This window comes from Variovorax sp. GW821-FHT09B01 (assembly GCF_059418345.1).
Genome location: NZ_JBWKPQ010000002.1, coordinates 537546 through 556078, shown reverse-complemented (window position 1 = coordinate 556078; position 18533 = coordinate 537546). Strand labels below are relative to the sequence as shown.

21 protein-coding genes are annotated in these 18533 nt (G+C 70.1%); 5 read left to right on the top strand and 16 right to left on the bottom strand.

All coding sequences use genetic code 11. The features are described from left to right. Both AC07RV_RS09705 and AC07RV_RS09700 read right to left on the bottom strand, forming a co-directional pair. On the bottom strand, window positions 1–816 hold the full coding sequence (locus AC07RV_RS09705; RefSeq protein ID WP_296782590.1) for a thioesterase family protein: 816 nt from the start codon (window positions 814–816) through the stop codon (window positions 1–3). Continuing rightward, the gene (locus AC07RV_RS09700) at window positions 809–1804 is read right to left on the bottom strand and encodes a Rieske 2Fe-2S domain-containing protein (protein ID WP_296782592.1); all 996 of its coding nucleotides are present in this window, start codon (window positions 1802–1804) and stop codon (window positions 809–811) included. Before AC07RV_RS09700 ends, AC07RV_RS09705 begins: the two co-directional genes overlap by 8 nt. 172 nt (window positions 1805–1976) lie before the next feature. On the opposite strand from AC07RV_RS09700, the gene AC07RV_RS09695 reads away from it, so the two are divergent. The 3 genes from AC07RV_RS09695 (at window position 1977) to mgrA (ending at window position 5427) form a co-directional block, all read left to right on the top strand. After that, on the top strand, window positions 1977–2624 hold the full coding sequence (locus tag AC07RV_RS09695) for a TetR/AcrR family transcriptional regulator (RefSeq protein WP_296782594.1): 648 nt from the start codon (window positions 1977–1979) through the stop codon (window positions 2622–2624). Beyond that, a complete protein-coding gene (locus AC07RV_RS09690) occupies window positions 2621–4276 on the top strand; it encodes an acyl-CoA dehydrogenase family protein (RefSeq protein WP_296782595.1) in 1656 nt (551 codons plus the stop codon). The genes AC07RV_RS09695 and AC07RV_RS09690 overlap by 4 nt, the downstream gene beginning before the upstream one ends. 110 nt (window positions 4277–4386) lie before the next feature. Then, window positions 4387–5427, top strand: a complete 1041-nt coding sequence (gene mgrA, locus AC07RV_RS09685; RefSeq protein WP_296782596.1) for an L-glyceraldehyde 3-phosphate reductase — start codon at window positions 4387–4389, stop codon at window positions 5425–5427. 18 nt (window positions 5428–5445) lie between these two features. Here the strand turns inward: mgrA and AC07RV_RS09680 are convergent, their stop codons facing one another. After that, window positions 5446–5652, bottom strand: coding sequence for a dodecin (locus AC07RV_RS09680; protein ID WP_093341942.1), 207 nt, complete (start codon window positions 5650–5652; stop codon window positions 5446–5448). A gap of 171 nt (window positions 5653–5823) precedes the next feature. Here AC07RV_RS09680 and AC07RV_RS09675 point away from each other — a divergent pair, with 171 nt between their 5' ends. Then, entirely contained in the window at window positions 5824–6024 is a 201-nt protein-coding gene (locus AC07RV_RS09675) for a hypothetical protein (RefSeq protein WP_296782597.1), read from the top strand. Window positions 6025–6041: 17 nt separating this feature from the next. Here the strand turns inward: AC07RV_RS09675 and AC07RV_RS09670 are convergent, their stop codons facing one another. The 13 genes from AC07RV_RS09670 to mltG form a co-directional block, all read right to left on the bottom strand. After that, the gene (locus AC07RV_RS09670) at window positions 6042–7217 is read right to left on the bottom strand and encodes a c-type cytochrome (RefSeq protein WP_296782598.1); all 1176 of its coding nucleotides are present in this window, start codon (window positions 7215–7217) and stop codon (window positions 6042–6044) included. Between the two features lie 25 nt (window positions 7218–7242). Next, window positions 7243–8049: an ABC transporter ATP-binding protein gene (locus AC07RV_RS09665; RefSeq protein ID WP_296782599.1), complete on the bottom strand. Its 807-nt coding sequence runs from the start codon at window positions 8047–8049 to the stop codon at window positions 7243–7245. Further along, window positions 8043–9155 carry an ABC transporter permease gene (locus AC07RV_RS09660; protein ID WP_296782601.1) on the bottom strand — a complete coding sequence of 371 codons (1113 nt, stop codon included), beginning with the start codon at window positions 9153–9155 and terminating at the stop codon, window positions 8043–8045. Before AC07RV_RS09660 ends, AC07RV_RS09665 begins: the two co-directional genes overlap by 7 nt. A 172-nt stretch (window positions 9156–9327) precedes the next feature. After that, entirely contained in the window at window positions 9328–10620 is a 1293-nt protein-coding gene (locus AC07RV_RS09655) for an acyl-CoA dehydrogenase family protein (RefSeq protein WP_296782603.1), read from the bottom strand. 71 nt (window positions 10621–10691) lie between these two features. Next, window positions 10692–11285, bottom strand: coding sequence for a phosphatase PAP2 family protein (locus tag AC07RV_RS09650; protein WP_296782605.1), 594 nt, complete (start codon window positions 11283–11285; stop codon window positions 10692–10694). Window positions 11286–11464: 179 nt separating this feature from the next. Further along, complete coding sequence (locus AC07RV_RS09645; RefSeq protein WP_296782607.1) at window positions 11465–11860, bottom strand: hypothetical protein; 396 nt, start codon at window positions 11858–11860, stop codon at window positions 11465–11467. Between the two features lie 498 nt (window positions 11861–12358). Continuing rightward, on the bottom strand, window positions 12359–12571 hold the full coding sequence (locus AC07RV_RS09640) for a hypothetical protein (protein WP_296782608.1): 213 nt from the start codon (window positions 12569–12571) through the stop codon (window positions 12359–12361). 161 nt (window positions 12572–12732) lie between these two features. Further along, window positions 12733–13398, bottom strand: a complete 666-nt coding sequence (locus tag AC07RV_RS09635) for an ankyrin repeat domain-containing protein (RefSeq protein ID WP_093341954.1) — start codon at window positions 13396–13398, stop codon at window positions 12733–12735. Next, window positions 13398–14204 carry a TatD family hydrolase gene (locus AC07RV_RS09630; RefSeq protein ID WP_296782610.1) on the bottom strand — a complete coding sequence of 269 codons (807 nt, stop codon included), beginning with the start codon at window positions 14202–14204 and terminating at the stop codon, window positions 13398–13400. The genes AC07RV_RS09635 and AC07RV_RS09630 overlap by 1 nt, the downstream gene beginning before the upstream one ends. Window positions 14205–14277: 73 nt before the next feature. Further along, window positions 14278–14700, bottom strand: coding sequence for a PilZ domain-containing protein (locus AC07RV_RS09625; protein ID WP_256222426.1), 423 nt, complete (start codon window positions 14698–14700; stop codon window positions 14278–14280). Next, window positions 14697–15710, bottom strand: a complete 1014-nt coding sequence (locus tag AC07RV_RS09620) for a DNA polymerase III delta subunit-related protein (RefSeq protein WP_296782614.1) — start codon at window positions 15708–15710, stop codon at window positions 14697–14699. The genes AC07RV_RS09625 and AC07RV_RS09620 overlap by 4 nt, the downstream gene beginning before the upstream one ends. Next, a complete protein-coding gene (gene tmk / locus AC07RV_RS09615) occupies window positions 15707–16369 on the bottom strand; it encodes a dTMP kinase (RefSeq protein ID WP_296782616.1) in 663 nt (220 codons plus the stop codon). The genes AC07RV_RS09620 and tmk overlap by 4 nt, the downstream gene beginning before the upstream one ends. Further along, the gene (gene mltG / locus AC07RV_RS09610; protein ID WP_296782618.1) at window positions 16366–17388 is read right to left on the bottom strand and encodes an endolytic transglycosylase MltG; all 1023 of its coding nucleotides are present in this window, start codon (window positions 17386–17388) and stop codon (window positions 16366–16368) included. Before mltG ends, tmk begins: the two co-directional genes overlap by 4 nt. Before the next feature lie 158 nt (window positions 17389–17546). Between mltG and ygfZ the strand changes: the two genes are divergently transcribed. Continuing rightward, a complete protein-coding gene (gene ygfZ / locus AC07RV_RS09605) occupies window positions 17547–18479 on the top strand; it encodes a CAF17-like 4Fe-4S cluster assembly/insertion protein YgfZ (RefSeq protein ID WP_296782620.1) in 933 nt (310 codons plus the stop codon). The last annotated feature ends 54 nt before the right edge of the window (window positions 18480–18533 follow it).

The window sequence follows — 18533 nt, the reverse complement described above, 5'->3', positions numbered from 1 at the left end:
CTAGCGCGCGAAGACGAGCAGCGTCTGCGTCGCGAAGCCGAAGCGGCCGCGCTCGTCGTGCAGCTGGCTGAAGGTGCAGCCGCTGCCGTCGGGCGCGACCGTGGTCACGGCATCGAGGCCGATCCAGTCGCCGACCGGCTGCCGCGCGAGCTGCAGCGAGAGGTCGGCGTTGGCGAAGTTGAAGCGCTCGACCGGCAGCACCCAGCTCAGGCCATTGCCGAAGTCGGCCGCGGCGGCGGCGCGCATCGCGGGCGAATTGGCCGCGCCCGCGACCAGCGGCACGCGCAGCCGAAACCAGGCAGCCGCCGGTCCCGGTGCCGCGGCATCGCCGGCCGCCACGCGGCTTTCGGTCGCCGTGTAATAGAACGAGCGCACGTCGGGCAGGCCCGGGATGCGCAGCGGTGCCGTGCAGTCCGAGGGTGCCGGCATCGACAGGGCAGGGGCCAGCGGCCTTTGCAGCGCTTCTTCGGGCGGCACCACGGGCTGCGTGCGCACCAGCAGCGCATGCGCCTTCGCCACCGGCTTGCCCTGGGCCAGCAGCGATATCTCGACGCGCGCGGTGGTGCGGCCCGCCTCGGTCATGACGGCGGACAACAGCAGGTCGACCGGCACCGGCCGGATCAGCTCGACCGTGAGCCGCGCGAGCTGCCAGCCTTCGCCCTCGACGGCCGACTCGGCGATGAGCGCGAGCAGGCCGCAGGGCGCGCCGCCATGCTGCGCGCGCGGATCCCAGGGACCGCGCGCGAGCTCGCTGGCGCGCCAGGTGTTCGCGTCCTCGCGCACGAAGACGGCATCGGTGGCGGCGAGCTCATGCATGGGCGGCGATCTCGATGCGGCGCAGGGGCGCGGGGGTCGGGACTTCGTCCTCGGTCTCGAACTGCTCGGCCCAATGGCGGAAGCGCATGATGGGTCCGTCTCCCTCGGCGAGGCTGGGGCGCTTCCAGCGCATCTTGTGCTCCCAGATCGGCACGTCCTGGCTCACCTGGTGGATCGCCTCGTCGATCAGCGCGAGGCTCATGTCGGGCGAGGCGATGCCCTGCAGCCGCGCCATCAGGCTGAAGCTCACGGCGACGCGGCCGGCCTCGATCGGCACCACCGAATCGACGAACAGGATCTCGGCCAGGTCGGCGATGCGAAAGCGCACCGTCGCGAAGTAGGGGCCGTACAGCGAGGTCTGCAGAAAGCCCGGCAGCCGGCCGCGCGGCGTGTTGAAGTCGTGCAGGATGTTCACGTGCAGCGCCGGCCCCGCGGGCTCGAAGCGGTCGAGCCGCGCCAGCGTGGCCACGCCGTGCAGGTGGTGGAAGTGCGTGGTGTCGACGATGTTCTCCTGCACCTCCTGCCAGATCGTCGCGACCTCCCAGCGCTGGCGCCGGTAGCGCGACCACTGCGCATCGCCATGCTCGGGCATCGCCGGTACCTCGAAGGTGGGCGCGATGCCGCGCGGATGCCACCACACCATCACCAGCCCGTTGCGCTCGACCAGCGGCCAGGACTTCAGGTGCCGCATCTCGAGGCGCGGATTCGGGCTGTAGGGAATGTCGGTGCAGGCGCCGTCGCCTGCGAACTGCCAGCCGTGGAAGGGACAGCGCAGCGAGGTGCCGCAGACGCGGCCGCCATGGCCGAGATGGGTGCCGAGGTGCGGGCAGTGCGCATCCATCGCATGGGCCTGGCCCTGCATGTCGCGCCACAGCACGAACTCGCGGCCCATGGCCGTGAGGGGCCGCACGTCGCCCTTGCGAAGGTCCTCGCTGTAGGCAGCCTGGAACCAGCCATGACCGAAAGAGGAGTCGTCGAACCTGCGCATGGAGAAGCTTCCTTGGTGGTTGAACTGGACGCCGTGGCCGCGGGCGGCGTGATCGTTGCGATGCGGCCGAGGCGTCGAAGTATAGGGAGCCGGAGTGCAATTGCAATAAGAAATGAACTGTGATTCAATTCTTCGCGTGACCTACCGACGCACATCCAAAGTCGAAGAGCGCATGACGCTCACGCGCGAGCGCATCGTGCTGGCCGCGCTCGAACTCGTGGCCACCCATGGCTACGGCGGCACCACCATGCCGATGGTCGCGGCCACGGCCGAGGTCTCGACCGGCTTGCTCTACCAGTACTTCCCGTCGAAGACCGACCTGTTCGACGAGGTCTTCCGCCAGGCCTCGCAGCGCGAGATCGACGCCTGCGCCGCCGCGGCCGCCTCCGGGAGCGGTGCCGGCGAGCGATTGGCCGCGATCATCCGCACCTTCGCGCACCGCGCGCTCAAGCGGCCCAAGCTCGCGTGGGCCTTGCTGGCCGAACCGGTGGCGCCGCAGATCGACGAGGACCGGCTGCGCTTTCGCGAACCCTATCGCGCGATCTTCGTGACCGTGATCGAGGACGGCATCGACAGCCGCGAGTTCCGCGCGCAGAACGCGCACACCAGCGCCGCGGCGATCGTCGGCGCGCTGGCCGAGGCCATGATCGGCCCGCTCGCGCTCGGCGTGCTGTCCAAGCGCGCGGCGCAGCGCGTGGTCGAGGACATCGTCGCGCTGTGCCTGGCCGCGGTGCTCGACCACGCCGCGCGCGCCGCCCCCGCGAAGAAAGGGCAGGGCGCGAATGCGCCGGTTCCGCCTTCGGCAAAGGAGACACCATGACCGACTTCATCCAGCCCCATCCCGAGCTGTCGAACCGCTTCGCGAGCGACCGCACCCTGCACCACACGCTCGAACGCCTGCTGCCCGCCGAGGTCTTCGCCGACGCGAGCCCGCTGTTCCAGCGCATGGGCGAGCGGGCGATGCAGGAGATTCCCGCGCTGGCCGCGACGGCCGAGCACAACGTGCCGCGCCACGAACCCTTCGATGCCTGGGGCCGGCGCGTCGACCGTATCGAGGTCGATCCGGCCTGGCACCGCCTGGTCGACATCGGCCTCGAGGAGGGCCTGGTCGCGCTGCCCTACGAGAACCCCTATGGCGAGTTCACGCGTGTGGTGCAGGCCGGCCTCGTGAACCTGTACGACGGCGCGGGCGCGGTGGCCTCGTGTCCGCTGGTGATGACCGATGGCGCCGCGCGCCTGCTCACGCTGCACGACGAAGCGCTGGCCGCGCGCTACAAGCCGAAGCTCACGGCGCGGCAGGGCGGCTGGACCTCGGGCCAGTGGATGACCGAGAAGGAGGGCGGCTCCGATGTCGGCCAGACCTCGACCGTCGCGCGTCCGCGCGGCGACGGCACCTGGTCGCTGCACGGCACCAAGTGGTTCACCTCGGCCACCACCTCGCAGATGGCGCTCGCGCTCGCGCGGCCCGAGGACGCGGCACCGGGCAGCCGCGGGCTGTCGCTGTTCCTGGTCGAGCTGCGCCGCCCCGACGGCAGCTGGAACCACATCGCCGTGCGGCGCCTGAAGGACAAGCTCGGCACGCGCGCCCTGCCGACCGCGGAGCTCGAGCTCGAAGGCACGGTCGCGGTGCCGGTCGGCGGCATCGATCGCGGCGTGGCCAAGATCGGCGACCTGCTCAACGTCGCGCGGCTGTGGGCTTCATGGGGCGGCCCGGCGGGCGTGGGCCATCTGCTGATGCTGGCGCGCGACTACGCGACCCGCCGTCGCGTGTTCGGCCAGCTGCTCGCCGAGAAGCCGCTGCATGCGCAGTGGATCGCGCGCATCACGGCCGAGTACGAGGCGATGCTGGCGCTCAACTTCGAGACCGCGCTCGCGCTCAATCGCCACGAGCGCGGCACCGGCGCGCCGGGGCTCGCGCGTCTGCTGGCGCCGCTGACCAAGCTGGCCTGCGCGCGCCAGAGCATCTGGGCCGCGAGCGAGCTGGTCGAGAGCTTTGGCGGCGCGGGCTATGTGGAGGACACGGGCATCCCGCGCGTGCTGCGCAACCTGCATGTGCATTGCATCTGGGAGGGCACGACCTCGGTGCTCGCGCACGACGTGCTGCGTGCGCTGCGCGCGCCCGAGGCGGGCGAGGCCTTTCTCGCCGACATCGACGGGCGGCTCTCGACGCTCGCGGGCCATGACACGCGCGCACCCGATGCCATCGTGCATGCGCGACGCACGCTCGCGGAGCTGATGCCGCGCGCGCAGGAGAGCGACGGCCGGCGGCTGGCCTGGGGCATGGCGCGCACCTACCAATCGGTGCTGCTGCTCGAGGCGGCCGCCTGGCGCCAGGCGCGCAAGGCCGACGGCTCGGGATGGACCGCATTGCGGCTGTTCCTGCAGGACGCGCTGGTGCCGCCGGTGCTGCCCGCATCGGACGAGGAACTCGCGGCGCTGGCCTTCGGGCGCGACACTGCCGTGGCGTCGTAGCGCAGCGGGTCGGCGGCCTGCGCGCCGACGCGATTGCCGCTATCCTCGAACGCGAAGTACCGGCGCCGACATGGCGCCTTTCTCTTTCTCTTCGCGTCCCTCCATCGCCCATGACCTACCTCGCCGCCTCCACGCGCTACGAATCCATGCCCTACCGCAAGGTGGGCCGCAGCGGCCTCGTGCTGCCCGCCATCTCGCTCGGCCTGTGGCACAACTTCGGCGACACCACGCCGATTGCCACCCAGCGCCAGCTGCTGCGCACCGCCTTCGACCTCGGCATCAACCACTTCGACCTGGCCAACAACTACGGCCCGCCCTACGGCAGCGCCGAAACCAATTTCGGCCGCCTGCTGCGCGAGGACTTCAAGCCCTACCGCGACGAGCTGATCATCTCGAGCAAGGCCGGCTGGGACATGTGGCCCGGCCCCTACGGGCAGGGCGGCGGCTCGCGCAAATACGTGCTGGCCAGCCTCGACCAGAGCCTGCAGCGCATGGGCCTCGACTACGTCGACATCTTCTATTCGCACCGCTTCGATCCGCACACGCCGCTGGAGGAAACCGCCTCGGCGCTGGCCCAGGCCGTGCAGCAGGGCAAGGCGCTGTACATCGGCATCTCGTCGTACTCGGCCGGGAAGACGCGCGAGATGGCCGCGTTGCTGCGCGAATGGAAGGTGCCGCTGCTGATCCACCAGCCGGCCTACAACCTGTTCAACCGCTGGGTCGAGAAGGACCTGCTTGGCGCCACCGAGGAGCTCGGTGCCGGCGTGATCGCGTTCACGCCGCTGGCGCAGGGCCTGCTGACCGACAAGTACCTGCAGGGCGTGCCGGCCGATGCGCGCATCAACCGCCCGGGCGGCGGTTCGCTGAAGCCCGAGCATCTGTCGGATGCCAACATCGAGCGTGCGCGCGCGCTGAACGCGATCGCGCAACGCCGCGGCCAGTCGCTGGCCCAGCTCGCGCTGACCTGGACCCTGCGCGACCCGCGCGTGAGTTCGGCGCTGATCGGCGCGAGCCGGCCCGAGCAGATCGTCGACAACGTGGCCGCGCTCCAAGGTGCACCGCTGAGCGCGGAGGAGCTCGCCGAAATCGACCGCCATGCGGTCGAGGGCGGCGTCAACCTCTGGGAAAAACCATCGACAGACTTCGCCTGAACGAGCCGGCGCCCACGCTCACTCGAGCGTGAAGCCGATCTTCAGCGTGACCTGCCAGTGGGCCACGCGGCCCTCGGCCACATGGCCGCGCGTCTCGACGACAGTGAACCACTGGATGTTGCGCACCGTCTCGTGCGCCTTGGCGATCGCGCCCTGGATCGCGTCCTCGATGCTGGTGGTGGACGAGCCGGTGAGCTCGAGGCTCTTGTAGACGTGGTTCGACATGGTCGGTATCTCCTGATGTGCAGCGATGTGGAGGGAAGAAAGGATGCCGGTCCATCGTACGCCGCGCACCGCGCGGCAGGGCGATCACGGAATGCATCAGGTAACTCGCAATCCGTCTTTGAGTTGCCGCATGCCTTGCGCAGAATCGATGCGTTACCCATCGAGTCCCCCATGCCCTTGCGCACCTACCATTCCGTGGCCGACCAGGCCCAGCTCGTCATCTCGCGCACCGCAACCGCGTGGCGGGTTCCGCCTGCGTCGGCCCATGCGATCGCGCGCCGCGCGGCCTACGGCCATGTGCCGCGCCGTGCGCTGCGCCGCCTGCAGGCCATCGCCACGCTGCGGCCCGCGGTGCTGATGCATTCGTGGTGAACGACGGCGCCGCGCCGTCAATGCACGAAGCCACCCTTCACGAAACGCACCGGCTGCGCATCCATGCGCGTAATCAGCGCGCCGAGCCCGTCGGCCGCGGCCACCGGCGTGGCTGCCGTTCCTGAAGCAGCCTCCGCGCGGCACAACAGATCGTCGTCGCTCCATGCGCTCTTGCCGGGCTCGCCGCGCGCGCGCAGCCAGCCCGCGCGATCGACCAGCAACTGCGTGCCTTCGAGCTTCTCGGTGGCCGCGATCAGCGAGAAGGCCTCCCACGCCGCGGGCGAATCGGCCACGCAGGCGATGCTCCGGTCGTCCTGTTTCGAAGCAGCCGCGGGCTTGCGTTCGAGCAGCACCGTCACCAGGCGCGGGTCCTCGAGCAACGCACTTGCGTTATCGTCATCGGCCACGATCCGCATGCGCTGGCCGCGCCAGCTGCTGAGCATGCGCACCGGCTTGCCGTCGCAACGCACCGCCATGTCGGGCGGACTCACGGGCTGGGCCCATACGCCCGCCACGCGCAGGCTTTCGCCGGCGGCCTGGGCCTTCATGTAATCGATCAGGGCCCAAGCGTCGCTCTCGCTCAAGCGGCCTTGAAAGCCTGGCATCGTCAATGCGCCGTGGCGATCGCGCGTGCCGTGCAGCACGCGCCACAGCAAGTCGCCATCGGCACGACGCCAGAGCAGCGGACCCGTGAGATTCGGTGGCCACACGGGCTGTGCCGCCGCCAGCGGGCCCTGGCCGCGTCCGTCGCTGCCGTGGCAGGCCACGCAGTTCTGCGCATAGAGCGTGCGGCCGCGCGCGATGGCCTCGGCGCTGAAGCCCGCCGCATGCTGCTGAAAGCTCGTGGGATGGGCGGGCACCAGAACCACGTTGGCATCGGGCCAGGGGGCCAGCACCACGGGCAGCACCGCGGCGCCGAGCAGCCAGATCCGGCGCCGGCGCCACAGCAGCGCCGCGAGCAGCACGAGCAGCGACAGTCCCAGCAGCACGACGCTGATGCCGAGCCGGCGCGCTTGGCCCAGATCGATCAGCAGGTTCTCGCCCGACAGCCGCTGGTCCCAGGGCCAGGCGGGCTGCCCGTGCGCATGGGCGACCAGGCCCAGCGCATCGAGCAGCCGCAGCAGTTGCAACTGCAGGGCCTGCAGGCCCTCGATCAGGACATTGAGCCAGGCCGCATCGGGCAGCGCGTTCATCGCGCCCGCGCCTCGGAGGCCGGTCTCACCAGGTCGCGTCCAGGCCCAGGTGGCGCAGCGCCTCGTGCCGCAACTCGGCCAGGCGCGGATCGCCGCGATGGCGCGGGTAGGGCAGGTCCACCACCAGCTCGGCCGCGATGCGCGCCGGCCGGTCGCTCAGCACGATCACGCGGTTGGCCAGGAACAGCGCCTCTTCCACATCGTGCGTGACCAGCAGCGCCGAGAAGCCGTCGCGCTGCCAGAGGTTCACGAGCTCGCTCTGCATCGCGATGCGCGTGAGCGAATCGAGCTTGCCCAGCGGCTCGTCGAGCACCAGCAGCTGCGGGTCGTTGACCAGCGCGCGCGCCAATGCCACGCGCTGCGCCATACCGCCCGACAGTTGATGCGGATAGGCCTTCGCGAATTCGGTGAGACCGACGCGCTGCAGTGCCTCGTCGACCCGGCCGCGCTGCGCGTCGAGCACGCCGCGCGCCTGCAGGCCCAGCGCCACGTTGTCCCAGACGCTGCGCCATGGGAACAAGGTGGGGTCCTGGAACACCACGATGCGCGAGGGATCGGGCTGCTCGATGGTCTGGCCGTTCTGCGTGATGCGGCCGGTGGTCGCGGGCTCGAGGCCGGCCACCAGGCGCAGCAGCGTCGACTTGCCGCAGCCGCTCGGGCCGAGCAGCGCGACGAATTCGCCGGGCCGCACCTGCAGGTCGATGTTGTCGAGCACCTGCAGCACGCCCGTGGGCACCTCGAACCAATGGCTCACGCCGTGGATGTCGATCAGCGCGCCGGTGTGGGCGGCGGTGCCTGCCTCGACGGCGGGGGAGAGGACGGCTTCTACCATTTGACGGTTCCCTTCTGCCACGACAGCACGCGGTCGCGCACCTTGAACAGCAAGGTGATCAGGCCCGAGCACAGCGCGGCCATCACCAGCAGCGCCGCATACATGTTGGCGTACGAGGCCCAGCCCTGGGCCCACTGCAGGTACCAGCCGAGGCCGGCCTTCACGCCCATCATCTCGGCCGTGATCAGCACCGAGAACGAGGCGCCCAGGCCCATGAACAGGCCCACGAAGACCTGCGGCAGCGCGGCCGGGATGGCCACGCGCAGCACCAGGAAGCGCTCGGAGGCGCCCAGCGTGCGCGCCACGTCGTAGTAGCTCTTGCCGACCGAGGCCACGCCCGACCAGGTCAGCACCGCGACCGGGAAGAAGGTGGCGAGGCCGACCAGGAACACCGCGGCCACGTAGCTCGAGGGCGCGAAGAAGAAGGCCAGCGGCAGCAGCGCCGACGCGGGCACCGGGCCGAGGAAGCGCAGCAGCGGATGCACCCAGTAGCCCGCGATGCGCGACCAGCCGACCGCCACGCCGGTGACGAAGCCGACCAGCGCGCCGATCACGAAGCCGTTGGCCAGCAGGCGCAGCGAGTAGGCGGTCGACAGGCCCAGGCGCTGCCAGTCCTCGTGCAGCACATCGATCAGGCTCTGCGGCGGCGCGAAGAAGGGGGAGGGCAGCACGGCCAGCTTGGCGGTGGCGATCTCCCACAGCGCGAGCACCAGCGCCGAGGCCACCAGCCACTGGCCGGCGGGACGCAGCGTGCGCGCGACGCGGCCGGCGCGCGGGCCGAGCAGCGCGATGACGAGGAACACGGCGGCGATCACGAGCGTGGCGTAGCCGAATTCCTCGGTGAAGTTCCAATCGCTGAAGCCGATCGGCTTGTTGGGCCACAGCAGCGTGAGCAGGCCCAGCGCCAACCAGGCCGCGGCGGCCAGCACGCCGGTGCGCCAGAGGCCCGGCGGCAGCGCGTGGCGGCGCGCGAGCACGGTGGCGGCATCGGTGGCCACCGGCGCGGGCGGGCGCGGCGCGCGGGGCAGGGGGGCCGCGGTGGTGCCGCGGAACTCCGGCGCGTTCAGCACGCCGGACACGTCGAGTGCGTGATCGGCCGAGGTCATGCCTGGGCGCTCCCGGTGGCAGGTTGATCGTCGAAGAGGGTCATGGGAATTGCTCCGCCGGAGGATGAAGAAGGGAGGGGCGAGTGTTGGCGCTGCACCCGCCCCGGCCAACGAATGAATGCACGCATGGATATGCGGATTCGTCGGCTGCGGCAGGTCGCCGCCGGGGCCTTCAGGACGCGACGTTCGCGCCCACGGCCCAGTAGAAGGTGGGCCGGGCGCCGTTGAGCAGGTGGTCGCCGACCACGCGGCCCTTGTAGATGGTCGGGTTGTGCGAGGCCAGCGTGCGCGCGTTGCGCCAGTGGCGGTCGAGCCGGATGTCCTCCTGCAGCGCCGAGGCACCGCCGACGTCGAACAGCCGCGTGCCGGCCTGCAGCACCGCATCGACGATGCCGGCCTGGGCCTTGGCGGTCTCGAGTTCGACCTGGAACAGCAGCGGCTCGGGGATCGCTTCGCCGCGCTGGCGCAGGCGGTCGATCTCGCCCAGCGTGCGCGCCACCGCCTGCACCGTCGAACTCGCGACGAAGGCCGTGCTCGCGAGCTGGCCGACGACCTGCTGCACCAGGGGGTCCTCGCGCGGCATGCTGCCGCTGCCGTGGCTGTAGACACGCTTGCGCGGCTGCACGAAGTCGACCGCGTCGCGCACGATCGCGCGCGCGATGCCGGCCAGGGTGGCGAGGTGCGTGAGCTGGAACTGCGCGGTCAGCGGCGTGGGCTGGTCGCGCACGTAGAGCAGCACGTGCGCCGGATCGACGCGCACGTTGCGAAAGCGCGTGGTGCCCGAGGCGCTCAGTCGCTGGCCGAAACCGCGCCAGTCGTCGACGCGCTCCACGCCCGGCGCCCCGGAGGGCACCAGCGCGATCACGCGGTCGTTGCTGCCGTCGTCGTTGTGGCGCTGCGCCGAGACCGCGATCCATTCGGCATAGAGCGTGCCGGTGCTGTAGTACTTGTCGCCCTCGAGGCGCCAGCCGTCGCCGTCCCGGCGCAGCGTGGTCTGCATCTGGCCGAGCGGGCCTTCGCCGAGCTCGGTGGTGGCGTTGCCGAAGATCACGCCGTCGGCCGCGAGTCGCAGCCAGGGACCGTGCAGCGCGGGATCGATCTCGGCGAACAGGCGCTCGATGAAGCCGAAATGGGCGCGCAGGATCTGCGGCAGGTTGGAGTCGGCCTCGCCGAGCTCGATCAGCAGGTCGAAGAACTGCTCGACCGTGGCGCCGAGACCGCCTTGGGCGACCGGCACGCGCAGCGCGCCGAAGCCGGCCTGGGCCAGCCAGGCCACGGCGTCGTGGGCCAGCAGGCGTTCGTTCTCGCGCTGCACGGCGCCTTCGGCGATGCGCGCGAAGATCGGACGGAAGCGGTCGGCGAGCTGGTCGTAGGAGGGCGGTTGGGGTTGCGAGGCGCGCGGCGGCACGGCCACGGGCGATGGGTTGCCGGGCGCGGTGCGCGGCGGATGCGTGAGGGATTCCATGGGGCAGCGACTTTGCAGCCGCGCCCTTCGATTGGGAAATGCGCTTTTCGAGTTTTCTTATGCCGCGCGGCTCAGGCGCGCGGCCTCGGCATCGTCGGCCAGCGCTTGCCCGCCAGGCCCGGTATGCGGGCAGCGAGTTGCTGTGCCCCGAGTTCCAGCATCCACCAGGCAGCGCCGAGCAGGCCCGCCATGAGTGCGCCGAACATCAGTCCGACCGCGATGTCGAGCGGGAAATGCACGCCCACATGGATGCGCGCCCAGCCCGTGGCGGCCGCCACCGCGAACAGCGCGATGCCCGGTGCGCGCAGCGCCGGCCGCGCGAGGAAGGCGAAGGCCACCATGAACATCACCGAGGCATGCGTGCTCGGCAGCGCGGCGCTGGCGCCGTGCGGGATGTAGGCCGGCACCAGGCCCAGGATGAAGGGCCGCGGCATGTTGATGCGCGCCGCGATCTCCTGGCACAGCATGGCGGTGAGCCCGGCGCCCGCGAGCATGAAGAGCACATAGGCCCGATGGCCGGGCCGACGCCAGGCAGCGGTGCCGATCACGGCCGTGGAGAGCCAGGGGCCACCGAGCGCGAGCCCGACCGCGATCGCCAGCACCCAGGGCGTGGGATGGATGCCGGCGGCGAGCCATTGCAGCAGATCGAGATGGAATGCGTTCATGCAGCCTCCCGGAACGAACGGGAAGGGGCAAAGACAATGCGCGGGCAGGCACGAGCGGCGCGGCAAGGACGCGAACGGGCGAAGGACATGGAGGAAGCCTCGTGGGCGAAGTGAAGCGGCCCTGCCGCAGGGGCGTCAGGGAAGCGATGGATGCGGCGCGCTCGCGCCGCCGGAACGGATCAGGCGAAGGACGGTGGTGCCGTGGTCGGCGGCAGCCGCAGCCAGGGGCGGGGCAGGGGAGGCGCCCCACTCCGCGCGCCGATGCGCCGCGGCGGTTCGTGGCGCGCACCGGTCAGGCCGGTCGCCACGACGATGGTCAACGGCAGCAGCGCGAGCACGATGCCCATGAAGCCATCGAAGGCCGCGCTCAGGGCATTGACCATGACCGTGCAGCAGGACGCCTGCGCGAACATGGTGGTCTCGAGGCTTTTCGCATGGCCGGCGCGCTCGTCGGATTCGAAGCGCACGGTCTCGCCGGCATTGCGCACCTTGAGGCCGGGCTCATCCTCGAGGCCGTCGCTGTGGAAATGCGCCGAGATGAACGGGTGCAGCAGCACCAGCCAAAGACCGATCACGCACCCGATGCATCGGTGCGCGTCGATCCATCGGCGGAGCCTGGCCAGCAGCATGCGGCGGATGCTAGGTGGCAAATATGAACAGAATATGAGTACTCGCCGAATTCATGCGGATTCGAGGGCCTCCCGAAAGCCCCGAACTATCGGCGCCGTCCGACACGGACGTTCATCACGAAGACTCAGCATCCCGTTGTCCCGAGCGACTCCTCCTCCCTGGCTTGGGGCACCTACCGTGACAGCTGTAGGTTCTTGAGCGCCCGGCCTTGGTGCCGGGCGCCTTTTCTTTTGCGGGGTCGATCGGCTTTGTGGGGATGGGGCAGCGGTGGCCTCTTCAGGCCGCATTTCCGCAATCACGCGTCACAACGGTCTTGCCTCGCTTGGCCACCATTCGGCCAAACAACAAGATCATTGATTTTACATAATGCACATTGTGCTGATTATCTGGGGAGGCAGGCAGGCGGAGATTCGTGGCGCCCAGCCCAGGCCGCGCGCGAAACCTCAATCCCGCGTGTTCGCCCCGCCATCCGCAACCAGATCCGATTGCCGGCGCCGGCGCCGACGCAGCGCCTCGCTCATGCCATCGCGCACGCCCGCCTTGATGACCAGATACAGGAGCCAGCCCGCGAGCGTGCCGGCGATCAGAAGTGCTGCGAGCAACGACATCTGCCATGCCAGGGCGCCGCCGCCGAGCTGTTGGATGGTGACTTGCATGGATGTTTCGGGCGAAAAAAAGGGCTTCATCGAAGCCCTCATTCTGTTCGCGCCTGTTTCCAAAAAATACAAACCCCATCGGTTTCTCATCTGATGGAGCATGAAATAAGTCACGAATAACGATCGTCAACAGCAAAAACTAATACTTTATTAACCAATACCTACCATTTGCCGTCCTTCGGCACCGGCTTCGCCGCGGACGTCGCGGCGATCAGCGCCGCCGCTTCCGATCGATTGGCGCGGTTGGCGAAATCGACCGCGGTCATGCCCAGCTGGTTCTTCATCGTGACGTCCGCGCCCTCGGCCAGCAGCAGCTTGACCGCGTCGGTCGAACCGTACATCGCGGCCATCATCAGCGGCGTGGTGCCGTTCGGCGATTGCGCGTCGATGAAGGCGAAGTTGTCGAGCAGCTGCTTCATGATCGCCAGGTGCCCGCCGGTGGCCGCATAGTGCAGCGGCGTCCAGCCGGGCTTGTTGATGTCGGCATCGCGCTTGATGAGCTGGGTGACCAGGTCCTGCTGGCCTTTGATGGCGGCGAGCATCAACGGGCTCTCGTCCTTGGCGTTGCGCAGCTCGACGTTGGTCTGCGGCGACTCGAGCAGCACCTGGATCACCTTCGGCGAAGGCTCGCGCAGCGCGATCAGCAGGCCGGTCTGGCCGCGCTCATCGCGCGTGTTGGGATCGAAGCCGCGCTGCAGCAGGCTGCGGACACCGCTCGGATTGTCGGCGCGCACGGCCCGGAAGAAGTCCTCGAACGAACCTGCATGCGCGGAGAAAACTGCTGCAAAAGCAGACAGATAAACGAGTTTCTTGAAGTTTTTCTTCATCATTGTCGAACCCCCTTGAACAGTGTCTCGAAGTTGTCGCTGGTCGCCCGCGCCACGGCCTCGACCGGCAACTGCCGCAGCCCGGCGATCTGCCGTGCCACGTACGGCACGTAGGCCGGCGTGTTGGTCTTGCCCCGGTACGGCACCGGGGCCAGGTACGGGCTGTCGGTCTCGATCAGCATGCGCTCGAGCGGCACGAAGGCCGCCACGTCACGCAGATCCTGCGCCTTCTTGAAGGTCAGGATGCCCGAGAAGGATATGTAGAAGCCGAGGTCCAGCGCAGCGCGCGCCACCTCGGCGGTTTCGGTGAAGCAGTGGAACACGCCACCGGCCGCGCCCGCGGAGCCGTCCTCGCCCTCCTCCTTGAGGATCGCGATGGTGTCGGCCGAAGCCTCGCGCGTGTGGATCACGAGCGGCTTGCCGGTCTGCCGGGCGGCCCGGATATGCACGCGGAAGCGCTCGCGCTGCCATTCGAGGTCGGCGATGCTGCGGCCACCCTTGCGCTCTTCCATCTGGTAGTAGTCGAGGCCGGTCTCGCCGATCGCCACCACGCGCGGCCGCGCAGCCAGGCGCACGAGGTCGTCGACGCTGGGCTCGAGCGTGTGCTCGGTGTCCGGATGCACGCCCACGCTGGCCCAGAAGTTGTCGTAGCGCGCGGCCAGCGCCTGCACGTCGTCGAACTCCTCGAGCCGCGTGCAGATGCACAGGGCCCGGTCGACCTGGGCGGCGGCCATGGCGGCGCGCACCGTGTCCATCTGGTCGGCGAATTCGGGAAAGGTCAGGTGGCAGTGGGAGTCGGTGAACATCGCCAGGAATCTAAGGAAACGAAGGGAGCCGGAAAACTGGCGAGCGCAAGGGGCGGCCGGGCCGCACCGGATGTCAGATCGTCTGCGTCGGCCGGTCGGAAGCCATCGAGCCGCCCAGCGCGGCCTCGATGCGGGCCTTGAGCTGGCGCGATTTCTCGTCGGACGGAAAGCGGATGCCCACGCCGGGCGCCCGGCTGCCGGCCGCGCGCGCCGGCGTGATCCAGGCGACCTTGCCGGCCACCGGGTAGCGCTGCGGGTCTTCGGGCAGGGTCAGCAGCACGTAGACGTCGTCGCCGAGCCGGTATTCGCGCGAGGTCGGAATGAAGATGCCGCCCTCGGAGAACAGCGGAATGTAGGCCGCATAGAGCGCGCCCTTCTCCTTGATCGCGAGCTGGATGACGCTCGGCCGGTGCGGCGTGGCACCACCCGCAGCGGCGGCGGCGGCTGCAGCAGCGGTCGCTGCGGAATTGGCGGAGGGGGCTGCGGGTTGGTTCATGGTCGGCGAGCGGCTGAGTTGAGGGTGCTGCGCGCTTCGCTCACGAGCGCTTCCAGCATGAGTCCTGCATTGAACGGATGTTCCGCGGTCCGGGCCGACGCGGCCAACGATTTCGACCAGCGCGCCAGCGCGAGCCGCGATGGCGCGGCCGGCAGGTCGCCGGGTTCGAAGAAGCGCGGCGCGGCGCCATTGCCGATGGCCATCAGGTCGTGGCAGAGCTTCTGCAAGGCGCCGACCGCCTGGGCCGGCGCCTGATCGGACAGCGCGCCGACGTCGCCGCGCAGCACGGCCTTGGGCAGCAGCGCCCAGGCCTTGGGCGACTGGCCGGTGCGCGCGAGCCGCAAGGCGTCGCTCGGGCGTCCGCCGGCCGCGCGCAGCAGGGCGGCGGCATCCGCGGCGGGCACGTCCTGCGTTGCGAGCCAGGCCTCGGCCTGCTGCGTGTCGGGCCAGGGCAAGGTGAAGCCGAGGCAGCGGCTGCGGATGGTCGGCAGCAGTTGCCAGGCAGCCTCGCTCGCGAGCACGAAGCGCACGTCGCCCACCGGCTCCTCGAGCGTCTTGAGCAGCGCATTGGCGGCGATGGTGTTCATGCGCTCGGCCGGATAGACCAGCACCACCTTGCCGCGGCCGCGCGCGCTGGTGCGCTGCGCGAAACCGACCGCGTCGCGCATCGCCTCGACGCGGATCTCGCGGCTGGCCTTGCGCTTCTTGTCGTCGATGTCGGCCTGGGCCTTCTCGTCGAGCGGCCAGCCCAGGTCCAGCATCGCCACCTCGGGCATCAGCACGCAGAGGTCGGCATGGGTACGGACCTCGATGGCATGACAGCTCGGGCAATGGCCGCAGGCGGCGCCCTCCTCCGTCGGCTGCTCGCAAAGCCAGGCCGAGGCCAGCGCGAGCGCCAGGTCGTATTGCCCCAGGCCCGAGGGCCCCTGCAACAGCCAGGCATGGCCGCGCTGCCGCAGCAGCTCGACCAGCGGCTGGCGCAGCCAGGGCGACAGTTCCGCTGCGCTCATGCGCGCCCCTCCCCGGCCAGGCCGCGCGCCACCAGCGCCGCCTCGACCTGTTGCCAGACCTGGTCGCGGCTCTGGCTCGCATCGATGCGCACGAAGCGCGCTGCATCGGCGGCCGCGCGCTCGGCATAGCCCTGCGCGACCTTGCGGAAGAACTCGACCGGCTGGGCCTCGAACTTGTCGGGCACGCGCGCGCCGGCCAGGCGCTGGGCCGCGATCTCGGGTGCGAGGTCGAACCACAGCGTGATGTGCGGCTGCAGCAAGGTCGCCTCGGACTGCCCGCCGCGCCCGGCCTGCGCCCAGCGCTCGAGCGTGGACAGCACCTCGGCGTCGAAGCCGCGGCCGCCGCCCTGGTAGGCGAAGGTGGCGTCGGTGAAGCGGTCGCACAGCACCACGTCGCCGCGTGCCAGTGCCGGCTCGATCACCTGCACGATGTGGTCGCGCCGCGCGGCGAACACCAGCAGCGATTCGGTCAGCGGGTCCATCGGCTGTTCGAGGATCAGCGTGCGCAGCGTTTCGGCCAGCGGCGTGCCGCCCGGTTCCCGCGTGCGCGTGACCGTGCGGCCCCGGCCCTCGAAGAGCGCCTGCAAGGCATCGAGGTGGCTGGACTTGCCGGCCCCGTCGATGCCCTCGAGCGTGAGAAAGAGTCCGCCAGCGTTCATTGGGCCGCCTTCGTCGCAGGGGTGCCGCCGCCGCGCTGGTAGCGGTTGACGGCACGGTTGTGGTCGTCGAGCGAGCTGCTGAACTGGCTGGTGCCGTCGCCGCGCGAGACGAAATACAGCGATTTGCTCTGCGCCGGCTGCACGGCCGCCAGCAGCGCGGCCTTGCCGGGCATCGAGATCGGCGTGGGCGGCAGGCCGTTGCGCATGTAGGTGTTCCAGGGCGAGTCGGTCTGCAGGTCCTTCTTGCGCAGGTTGCCGTCGAAGGCAGTGCCCATGCCGTAGATCACGGTCGGGTCGGTCTGCAGCGGCATGCCGATGCGCAGTCGGTTGTTGAAGACAGCCGCGATCTCTGCCCGGTCGGCCGCCTTGCCGGTTTCCTTCTCGACGATGCTCGCGAGGATCAGCGCCTGCTCGGCCGATTGCAGCGGCAGGTTGCTGCCGCGCGCGGCCCAGGCGGCCTCTAGCTTCTTGTCCATGGCACGCATCGCGCGCTGCAGCAGCGCGATGTCGGTCGAGCCCTTCGAATAGGTGTAGGTGTCGGGGAAGAAGCGCCCTTCGGGGTGCTGGCCGGGCCGGCCGAGCTTTTCCATCAGTGCCTCGTCGCTCAGCCCCACGCTGTCGGGCTTGAGCTGCTCGGCCTTGGCGAGCGCGGCGCGCACCTGGCGGATGTTCCAGCCTTCCACCAGCACCAGGCTGCGCGTGGCTTCCTCGCCGCGCACCAGGATGTTGAGCAGCAGCTTGGGCGTCACGCCGCGGTCGAGCTCGTAGCTGCCGGCGCGCATCTGCCGGTCCTGGCCCGAGATGCGGAACCACAGGTAGAGCAGTTGCGGGTCTACCGCCACGCCGGCGTCGGCCACGGCTTGGGCGATGCCGCGCGGCGTGGTGCCGGGCTCGACCGACAGGTCGACATTGGGCGCCGGCAGCTTGAGCGGCTGGTGCACCCACCAGAGTCCGCCGGCACCGGCGGCCAGCGCGGCCAGGGCAGCGAGCAGGAAGATCGTGAGGAAGAAGCGGCGCACGGATCCGATGAAAGAGCGGAGGAGGATGAGGTGGCGGAACGGGCTGGACGGGGCTTTTCGCGGCAGCGTGGCAGCCGCTCGAGGCGGTGGCCCTGCAAGAAGAAAGGCTGCCGTCGCCGCGGTCCCGACGAATCAGGCCCGGCCATGATAATTCAGCGATGACCACAGTCGTTCTCAATGGCGTTGCGCCCCTCGCCCATCTGGGCGTGATCCGTGCCGAGGGCCCCGATGCCGCGGCCTTCCTGCATGGCCAGCTCACTCAGGATTTCTCCCTGCTCGGCGCCGCCGAGGCCCGCCTGGCGGCGCTGTGCACCGCCAAGGGCCGCGTGATCGCGAGCTTCATCGGCATCCGCCCGCAGCCCGAGCTGGTGCTGCTGGTCTGCAGCCGCGACATCCTGGCCGCCACGCTCAAGCGGCTGTCGATGTACGTGCTGCGCGCCAAGGCCAAGCTCAGCGACGCGACCGAGCAGTTCGCGCTGTTCGGCCTCGCGGGCACCGCGCTCGCGGCCAACGGCCTCGACGCCTCGGCCGCGCCCGGCCAGCGCCGCGCGATCGAAGGCATCGAGGGCGGCAGTGCCATCTCGCTCTACCCGGCCGACGGCGTGCCGCGCGCGCTCTGGCTCGCCCCGGCCGGCAGCGCCGCGCCGCAGGGCGCCGCGCTCGACGCGGCCCTGTGGTCGTGGAGCGAGGTGCGCAGCGGCATCGTCACGCTCACCACGCCGGTGGTCGAGGCCTTCGTGCCGCAGATGATCAATTACGAATCGGTGGGCGGCGTCAACTTCAAGAAGGGCTGCTACCCCGGCCAGGAAGTGGTGGCGCGCAGCCAGTTCCGCGGCACGCTCAAGCGCCGCACCTACCTCGTGAAGGCCGATGGCGAAGTCGCGGCCGGCCAGGAAGTCTTTGCCGCCAGCGATGCCGAACAGCCCGTGGGCACGGTCGCGCAGGCCGCGCCGGCGCCCGACGGCGGCTGGGCCGCGCTGATCTCGATGCAGATCGCCGCGCTCGAGGCCGGCGCCCTGCATGCGGCCTCGGCCAGTGGCCCGGCGCTCCAGGTGGAACCTTTGCCTTATCCGCTGCTCGAAGATATCTGAGTCTCCGAACAGCACCGGGCGCCGACCACCGGCACCGCGCTGCAGCTTGAAGCC